This window comes from Nocardiopsis trehalosi NBRC 14201, assembly GCF_001552555.1.
GTDB lineage: Bacteria > Actinomycetota > Actinomycetes > Streptosporangiales > Streptosporangiaceae > Nocardiopsis_B > Nocardiopsis_B trehalosi.
This window is the reverse complement of the sequence record NZ_BCRK01000234.1, coordinates 1-7,805: the sequence shown is the minus strand read 5'-3', so window position 1 is coordinate 7,805 and position 7,805 is coordinate 1. Positions and strand designations below refer to the sequence as shown.

Here is a 7,805-nt window from a genome sequence, read left to right as displayed (position 1 = left end):
CCCAGCGCGGCGACGGAGGCGGGCGGCAGCGGGCCGTGGTCGCGCACCGCCTCGTGCAGCGAAGGGCCGGGGATGTAGGCGGTCGCCAGCCACGGCGGTTCCGCCTCGGGGTCGGCGTCGACCACCTGGGCGGTGTAGAAGCCGCCCACCCGCCGCGCCGCCGCCACCTCGGTGGCGAAGCGGCGGCGGAAATCGGGGTCGTCGGCGAGGCCGGGGTGGACCGCCTTGACGGCCACGGTGTGCCCGCCGGGGGAGCGGCCGAGGTAGACGACGCCCATCCCGCCGCCGCCCAGCCGGGCGTGGAGCACGTACGGGCCGATGCGCTCGGGGACGCCGTCGGCGCGGCGGAGCGGGGCCGGCCCGGCGGCGGCGTCGGCGGGACGCGTCCGTCCGCGCCGGGCCCGCACAACGGTGGTGACCACGATGACCACCACGAGGACCGCCGCGAGGACCGTGAAAAGGAGCAGGGGCGGGGCCGGGGCTGCTTGCATCCCGCGAAGATAGCGCCGGAACCCCTGCCGCGCGAGGGGCCGGCCCCGCCCCCGATACCGCCCTTGGGGCCGTCCGGAGACGGGGAAGGGGCGCCGCGGCGGCCCGGCCAAGTGGCCACCGTGGCGCCCCGGCGCCCGCTGGGGGCGCCCCTCCCGGGGGAGGCCGGCGGGCCGCCGGCGCGGGTCAGCCGCGCACGGCGGCGGCGAGGGCGGCGGGCAGGTCCCCGGTCCCGGCGAGCGGGCGCCGGGCGAGGAGGTCGGCGGTCTCCTCGGGGGTGACGCCGAGGTCGGCCAGCGCGGTGCGCGCCTGCGCCTCGGGCAGGGTGTCGATCCAGCGCAGCCAGAGCGCCGCCCGGCCCTCGGCCGACGGCGCGCCGTAGGCCCGGAAGCGGGCGATACCGCCGTCGGGGTAGACGTCGAGGCGGAGCCGGTCCACGGGCCGGGCGGCGGCGACCGGGAAGCGGTGCCGGGTGTCGGGCCGCACGGGGGTGCGGTCGAGCAGCACGGTCCAGGCGTCCGGGTCGGCGGGGTCGGCGGCGGTGGTGTCGCACCCGCTGACCCGGACCTCGCCGGGGGCGTTGAACAGGAAGTAGCTGGTGTCGACCTCCAGCAGCCGGACCTCGCCGGCCGCGGCGAGGGCGATCTCGACGTGGTCGTTGCCGCCGTCGCGGCGGCGCGCGTTCTCCCAGCCCTCCCCCATGCTGCGGGTGAGCCCCGGGGAGATGACGCTGGTGGGCGAGGAGTAGAACTCGTTGCTGCACCCGGTCACCCGGCCGCCGTTCTCCAGCGCCGCCAGGTCCAGGGCACCGGGGACGAGCAGCCGCGGGTCGGGGACGGCCTCGCCGTGCACCCGGAACCGGGCCACCCCGCCGTCGGGGTGGATGGTCAGCCGCACGTGGGTGTAGCGGCGACCGTCCGCCACCGGGAACGCGTTGGCGGTGTCGCCCTTGACCGGCGAGCGGGGCACGAGGGTGGTCCACTCGGCGGCGGCCAGGTCCTCCGGTGCGGGGTGGCCCTCGATCCCGGCGCCCTCCACCGACACCTCCGGCGGGTAGTTGCCGGTGAACCAGGCGGTGTCGACCACCACGCCGCGCACCACGCCCGGGGTGCCGAGGCGCACCACGGCGTGGTCGTGGCCAGGGGTCCGCCGGCGCCGGGTCTCCCACCCGTCGTAGACCTTGCCCTTGTGCCCGAAGTCCGCCGGGTCGAACGCCGCGGGGCCGGGGGTGATCAGGTTCTCCCGCTGGGCGAAGGACTCGTCGTTGGCGTACACGACGGCGCCGCCGCGGTCGCGGCGGGCGAGGTCGGGGTACCGGAGGAACTCCTGGTCGCTCACTCTTGCGTCATCTCCTTGCTGATGGGTGGGGCCGGACGGCGGCGTCGCCGCCCGGCCGGGTCCGCCGCGGTCAGGCGACGGGGTCGGGGGCCGCCTCGAACTCCTTGACGGCGTCGATGGCGGGGCCGTGCGGGGTGTTGGCCTCGCGTTCGATCATGACCTCCACGAGCGCCGGGCGCGAGGTCGCCTGGGCCTGCTTGCGCGCCCACTCCAGCGCCTCGCGGATCTCGCCGGGCTCGGTGACCCGGCGCCCGGAGCAGCCGTAGGCCTCCATGATCTTGACGTTGTCGGTGCCGACCTCGTCGTAGTGGATGTCGACCTGGTAGTTCATGTCGAACGGGATCTCGGCCTGGCGGATCAGGCCCAGGTACTCGTTGTTGATCATGATGAGGACGAAGGGCACGTCGTACTGGGCGGCGACCGCCAGCTCCTCCACCATGTACTGGAAGCCGTAGTCGCCGACGATGCCGACCACCTCGGCGTCGGGCTCGGTGTCCTTCAGCGCCTTCTTCACCCCGATGGCGGCGGGGATCTCCCAGCCGAGCGGGCCGGCCTGGCCGCAGACCTGGTAGTGCCGCGGCTTGTAGGCCTTCTGGTGCTGTCCGCCCCAGATCTGGTAGAGCCCGATGGCGGTGACGAAGTAGGTGTCGGCGTCGAAGACCTCGTTGATCTCCTTGTAGACGCGGGGCGCCTTGATGGGCACGGCGTCGAAGTCCTCGCGGCGGCCCAGGGCGGTCTTCAGCTCGCCGACGCGGCGCACCCAGGCGCCCGCTTCGCGCCGGGCGCCGCGCCGCCGGGCGGCGTCGGCGAGGGCGCGCAGGAACAGCCGGGCGTCGGAGACCACGCCGAGGTCGGGTTCGAAGACCTTGCCGATCTGGGTGGGTTCGATGTCGACGTGGATGAAGGAGCGGTCGCCCCGGTAGACGTCGAGCCGGCCGGTGTGGCGGTCGCCGAACCGGGCGCCGACCGCGAGCACCAGGTCGGACTCCAGGAACGAGGCGTTGCCGTAGCGCTGGGAGGTCTGCACGCCGGTCATGCCGGCGAACAGCGGGCTGTCCTCGTCGAAGGCGCCCTTGCCCATGAGGGTGGTCTGCACGGGCACGTCGAGGTACTCGGCGACCTCGCGCAGCTCGGCGGCGGCCTCGGCGATGACGACCCCGCCGCCGGCCAGGATGAGCGGGCGCTCGGCGGTGAGCAGCAGGTCGAGGGCGCGCTCGACGCGCGGGGGGTGGGGTTCGACCGGGAACACCGGCAGCGGCGCGTCGATGGCGGCGTCGTACTCGATCGACTCCTGGGCGATGTCGACCGGGATGTCGATGAGGACCGGCCCGGGGCGGCCCTCGCGGGCGATGCGGAACGCCTCCCGGAACAGCCAGGGGGCCTGCGCGGCCTCCTTGAGCTGCACCGCCCACTTGGTGACGGGCCGGGCGATCTCCACGATGTCGACGGCCTGGAACGCCTCCTGGTGCAGCCGGGTGGAGACGGCCTGGCCGGTGATGCAGACGATGGGGATGGAGTCGGCCAGCGCGGTGTAGAGGCCGGTGATCATGTTGGTGCCGGCGGGACCGGAGGTGCCGATGGCGACCCCGACGCGCCCCGTGGTGCGGGCCCAGGCGTCGGCCATATGGGTCGCGCCCTCTTCGTGGCGGACCGTCAGGTGCTCGATGCCGCCGACCTGTTCGAGCGCCTTGTAGAGGGGGAGGATGGCGGCGCCGGGGCAGCCGAAGGCGGTGTCGACGCCCTCGGAGCGGAGGACCTCGACGACGGCGTTCATCGCGGGCATCTGTACCATTCGCAGGGAACCCTTCAGTGCTAGGGGGGTTGCGGACCCGCCGGCGGGGCCTCGGGTGCGGCCAACACCCGGGCCGCCGGGACCTCGCGCGGAGCACACGTAAGCCGCGGGGGCCGGAGGCCAGTCCCGCCGGCGGGGACCCGGTGGCTAGCCCTCCTTGGTGGAGAGCTGCTCGACGATCTTCAGCAGCGCGGAGTGGTCCAGGCCGCCGTGGCCCTGGGCCTTGAGCGCGCCGACGAACTGCGCCACGAGGGCGCCCAGCGGGATCGCCACGCCGGCCTCGCGGGCGGCGGTCGTCACGATCTTCATGTCCTTGTCGTGCAGGGCGATCCGGAACCCGGGCTCGAAGCCGCGGGCGCGCATGGCGTCGCCCTTGCGGGTGAGCACGGTGCTGCCGGCCAGGCCGCCGTTGAGCACCTTGAGCCCGGCCTCGGTGTCGACCCCGTGGGCCTCCAGGAAGACCAGCGCCTCGGCGACGAGCTGGATATTGCCCGCGACGATGAGCTGGTTGGCGGCCTTGACGGTCTGGCCCGCGCCCGAGGGGCCGACGTGCACCGGCGTGGTGCCGAGCACCCGGAACAGCGGCTCGGCCTCGGCGAACACCTCGGGGTCGCCGCCGACCATGATGGACAGCTTGGCCTCGATGGCGCCGGCCTCGCCGCCGCTGACGGGGGCGTCCAGCACCCGAAAGCCCTTCTCGTGCCCCGCCGCGGCGACGGCGCGGGCGACGTCGGGGCGGATGGTGCTCATGTCGATGACGAGCGCGCCGGGCTCGGCGTGGGCGTAGACGCCGTCCTCGGCGAGCAGCGCCGCCTCGACGTCGGGCGAGTCGGGGACCATGGTGATGACGGTGTCGGCGCCGCGCACGGCGTCGGCGATGGAGGTGGCCGCCCGGCCGCCCTCGGCGGCGAGCTTCTGGATCGGTTCGGGCGTGAGGTTGTACCCGCTGACGCGGTGCCCGGCCCGGACGAGGTTGGTGGCCATGGGCAGGCCCATGATGCCGAGCCCGATGAAGGCGATGCTGCGCGCCTGGGTCATGGTGGTGCTCCCTTCGGGGGTGGGGTGCGGCGGCCGCGCCGGGCGCGGCCGGCGGGGCCGGTCAGCGGCGGACGCCGCGCAGGCTCTCGGCGCTGGGCACGGTGGGGTTGTACTCCAGGCCGACCAGGCCGGTGTAACCGCCGGCCTGGGCGGCGGTGAGCAGGTCGTCGATCGGCAGCTCGCCGGTGCCGGGCTCGCCGCGGCCGGGGGCGTCGGCGATCTGGACGTGGCCGAAGTCCGCGGCGTGGTCGCGGACGACGGCGGCGACGTCCTCGCCGTTGACGGCGAGGTGGTAGAGGTCGGCGAGGAGCGCGACGTTGGGGGCGCCGGCCGCGTGCGCCGCGGCGACGAACCGGAGGCCGTCGGCGGCGGTGGTGAGCGGGTAGTCGTCGGCGCCGCTGATGGGCTCGATGAGGACGGTGCCGTCGACGGCGGCGACCGCGCGGGCGGCGGCGACGGTGTTCTCCAGGGCGGTGCGGTCCTGCTCGGCGGGGTCGGTGCCGGGCAGGCGGCGGCCGTAGAGGGCGTTGAAGCCGGTGGTGCCGGTGCGCTCGGCGATGCCGACGACGACGTCGACGTTGTCGCGGAACTCGCTCGCGCGGGCGGGCTGGGAGAGGACGCCGCGGTCGGGTCCGGGCAGGGCGCCGGCGAAGAAGTTGAGGCCGGTGAGGTGGACCCCGGCGTCGGCGATGGCGGTGACGAAGGCGTCGACCTCGGCGTCACCGGGCACGGCGCGGTCGAAGGGCCACCAGAACTCGACGGCGTCGAAGCCGGCGGCGCGGGCGGCGGCGGGGCGCTCGGTGACGGGGAGTTCGGTGAACAGCAGGGAGCAGTTCACCGTGTACCGCAGCGTGTGGCTCATCGCGCCTCCTTTTCGCTATGCGGAATGTAGTTTTCATTCAGAGGAATAATCCGAGTGTGCGCGCCCGCCGCGCCCCTGTCAACCACCCCTGATCCCAAAGCCGACCTCCGCCGCTCGTTCGATCGCCCGAAGTTCGGATAACTGTTGACAACGGACATGTGACCTGGACTACAGTCCGTCATGTAAAACTTGGTTTCTGCACTACGAAATATGGCCGTCACACGGGACCCGCCGCGACCGCCCGCCGCGCCGCCCGGGCACCCGCTCACCGGCCGGCAGGAGTGAGATGTCCGAACGGCCCGACCCCGCCCGCGGCACCGACACCGCGCCGGGGCCCGCACCCGCCGATCCCGGGGTGCGCCGCGTCAACGCCCTCTCCGACGACGGGTTCCGCGCGGAGTTCGCCCGCTGCCTCGACGTCGACCGCTGGGTGGAGGCGCTGCTCGCCGCCCGCCCCTTCGCCGACCGCGCCGCGCTCCTCGCCGCCGCCGACGAGCACGCCCGCGCGCTCACCGCCGAGGAGGTCGACGCCGCGCTGGCCCGCCACCCCCGCATCGGGGAGCGCCCCGCCGGCGGCGGAACCGAGTCGGCGTGGTCCCGAGGCGAGCAGGCCGCGTTCGCCGGCGGCACCGCCGACGTCCAGCGCGCGTTCGCCGAGGGCCAGGCCGCCTACGAGCGGCGCTTCGGCCGCATCTACCTCGTCTGCGCCAGCGGCCGCACCGACCGCGAACTCCTGGCCGACCTGCGGAAGCGGATGGACAACGACCCGGACACCGAGACCCGCGTGGTCGCCGCCGAACTCCGCCGGATCGCCCTGCTGCGCACCGGAAAGGTCCTGGACACCGCATGAGCCACGTCACCACGCACGTCCTCGACGCCGCCCTCGGCCGGCCCGCCGCCGGCGTGCCCGCCGCCCTGGAGGCCGCCGCCGACGCCGCGCGCACCGCCTGGACCCCGGTCGCCCGGGGCACCACCGACGGCGACGGCCGCATACCCGACTTCGGCCCCGACCGCCTGGCGGCCGGCGTCTACCGGGTCGTCTTCGACACCGCCGCCTACTTCGAGCGGACCGGCACCGCCGGGTTCTACCCCGAGGTCGCGATCGTGTTCCACCTCGCCGACACCGACGCGCACTACCACGTGCCGCTTCTGCTCAGCCCCTACGCCTACTCCACCTACCGGGGCAGCTAGCCCCCACGAACCTCCCTTCGCGTGCGTGATAGGTCCTTCCGCGGTTCAGCGGTCCTCCCTCGGGCGCACCCCGCATCCCGGCCCCGTCCAACGGGGCGGGCCGGGAGCGACACCACCGCAGTCCGCCACCCTCACCGAAGGAGACGACCCGACGTGGGCATTCGACTCGGGAACAACCAGTACGGCAAGGCCGAGGTGCGCCTCGTGCACATCGAGCGCTCGACCGACGTCCACCGCATCAAGGACGTCAGCGTGACCTCGCAGCTGCGCGGCGACATGGAGGCCGTGCACACCGCCGGCGACAACTCCCACTGCCTGGCCACCGACACCCAGAAGAACACCGTCTACGCCTTCGCCCGCGAGCGCGGCGGCGTCGGCGCCGTCGAGGACTTCGGCCTGGCGCTCGCCCGCCACTTCGTCGACGACCACCCCTACGTGCACGGCGCCCGCCAGGAGGTGCACGAGTACGGCTGGGACCGCATCGCCACCTCCCACGGGCCGCACGACCACTCCTTCGTCCGGTCGGGCGCCGAGACCCGCACCACCGTGGTCACCAAGGACGGCGCCGACGAGTGGGTGGTGTCGGGGTTCGAGGGGCTGACGGTGCTCAAGTCCACGGGCTCGGAGTTCCACGGGTTCCCCAAGACCCGCTACACCACCCTCGCCGAGACCACCGACCGCATCCTCGCCACCGACGTCACCGCCCGCTGGCGCTACATCGGCACCGGACACGACTGGGACAAGGTCTACGCCTCGGTCCGCGCGACCCTGCTGGAGGCGTTCGCCGAGACCCACAGCCTGGCGCTCCAGCAGACGCTGTACCGCATGGGCGAGGCGGCGCTGCTCGCGCACCCGGAGATCGCCGAGTTCCGGTTCTCCATGCCGAACAAGCACCACTTCCTGGTCGACCTGTCGCCGTTCGGCCTGGACAACCCCGGCGAGGTGTTCTACGCCGCCGACCGGCCCTACGGCCGGATCGAGGCCACCGTCGAGCGCGACGACGCCCCCGCCCCCGGCCGCGCCTGGGAGTCCGTCCCCGGGTTCGTGTAGCCGGCGGCCCGCCGCCCGGCCGGGGCGCCCCTCCCCGCCCCGGCC

The 7,805-nt window shown here is 74.4% G+C and carries 7 protein-coding genes and 1 pseudogene; 3 read left to right on the top strand and 5 right to left on the bottom strand.

Going from position 1 to position 7,805, the window contains the following annotated elements; genetic code table 11:
• The 5 genes and pseudogenes from NT8_RS25725 to NT8_RS25705 all read right to left on the bottom strand — a co-directional run.
• Nucleotides 1-491 (bottom strand): annotated as a pseudogene (locus NT8_RS25725) (hypothetical protein); the annotation flags it as partial.
• Nucleotides 492-675: 184 nt separating this feature from the next.
• Nucleotides 676-1,827, bottom strand: a complete 1,152-nt coding sequence (alc, locus tag NT8_RS25720; protein ID WP_067974946.1) for an allantoicase — start codon at nucleotides 1,825-1,827, stop codon at nucleotides 676-678.
• A gap of 70 nt (nucleotides 1,828-1,897) precedes the next feature.
• The gene (gene gcl, locus NT8_RS25715) at nucleotides 1,898-3,619 is read right to left on the bottom strand and encodes a glyoxylate carboligase (protein ID WP_067974943.1); all 1,722 of its coding nucleotides are present in this window, start codon (nucleotides 3,617-3,619) and stop codon (nucleotides 1,898-1,900) included.
• 147 nt (nucleotides 3,620-3,766) lie between these two features.
• Nucleotides 3,767-4,657 (bottom strand): 2-hydroxy-3-oxopropionate reductase, encoded by an 891-nt coding sequence (locus NT8_RS25710; protein ID WP_067974941.1) that lies wholly within the window; start codon nucleotides 4,655-4,657, stop codon nucleotides 3,767-3,769.
• A gap of 61 nt (nucleotides 4,658-4,718) precedes the next feature.
• The gene (locus NT8_RS25705; RefSeq protein WP_067974939.1) at nucleotides 4,719-5,519 is read right to left on the bottom strand and encodes a hydroxypyruvate isomerase family protein; all 801 of its coding nucleotides are present in this window, start codon (nucleotides 5,517-5,519) and stop codon (nucleotides 4,719-4,721) included.
• Nucleotides 5,520-5,805: 286 nt separating this feature from the next.
• Here NT8_RS25705 and uraD point away from each other — a divergent pair, with 286 nt between their 5' ends.
• From uraD to pucL, 3 genes are all read left to right on the top strand, one after another.
• A complete protein-coding gene (gene uraD, locus NT8_RS25700) occupies nucleotides 5,806-6,369 on the top strand; it encodes a 2-oxo-4-hydroxy-4-carboxy-5-ureidoimidazoline decarboxylase (protein ID WP_067974935.1) in 564 nt (187 codons plus the stop codon).
• Nucleotides 6,366-6,710, top strand: a complete 345-nt coding sequence (gene uraH / locus NT8_RS25695; RefSeq protein WP_067974932.1) for a hydroxyisourate hydrolase — start codon at nucleotides 6,366-6,368, stop codon at nucleotides 6,708-6,710. Before uraD ends, uraH begins: the two co-directional genes overlap by 4 nt.
• A 153-nt stretch (nucleotides 6,711-6,863) precedes the next feature.
• Complete coding sequence (gene pucL, locus NT8_RS25690; RefSeq protein ID WP_067974931.1) at nucleotides 6,864-7,760, top strand: factor-independent urate hydroxylase; 897 nt, start codon at nucleotides 6,864-6,866, stop codon at nucleotides 7,758-7,760.
• The last annotated feature ends 45 nt before the right edge of the window (nucleotides 7,761-7,805 follow it).

Excerpts from the sequence above, each read along its gene's own strand:
- uraH (WP_067974932.1), top strand. The coding sequence starts at position 6,366 with ATGAGCCACGTCACCACGCACGTCCTCGACGCCGCCCTCGGCCGGCCC.
- NT8_RS25705 (WP_067974939.1), bottom strand. The coding sequence starts at position 5,519 with ATGAGCCACACGCTGCGGTACACGGTGAACTGCTCCCTGCTGTTCACC.
- NT8_RS25710 (WP_067974941.1), bottom strand. The coding sequence starts at position 4,657 with ATGACCCAGGCGCGCAGCATCGCCTTCATCGGGCTCGGCATCATGGGC.
- gcl (WP_067974943.1), bottom strand. The coding sequence starts at position 3,619 with ATGGTACAGATGCCCGCGATGAACGCCGTCGTCGAGGTCCTCCGCTCC.
- uraD (WP_067974935.1), top strand. The coding sequence starts at position 5,806 with ATGTCCGAACGGCCCGACCCCGCCCGCGGCACCGACACCGCGCCGGGG.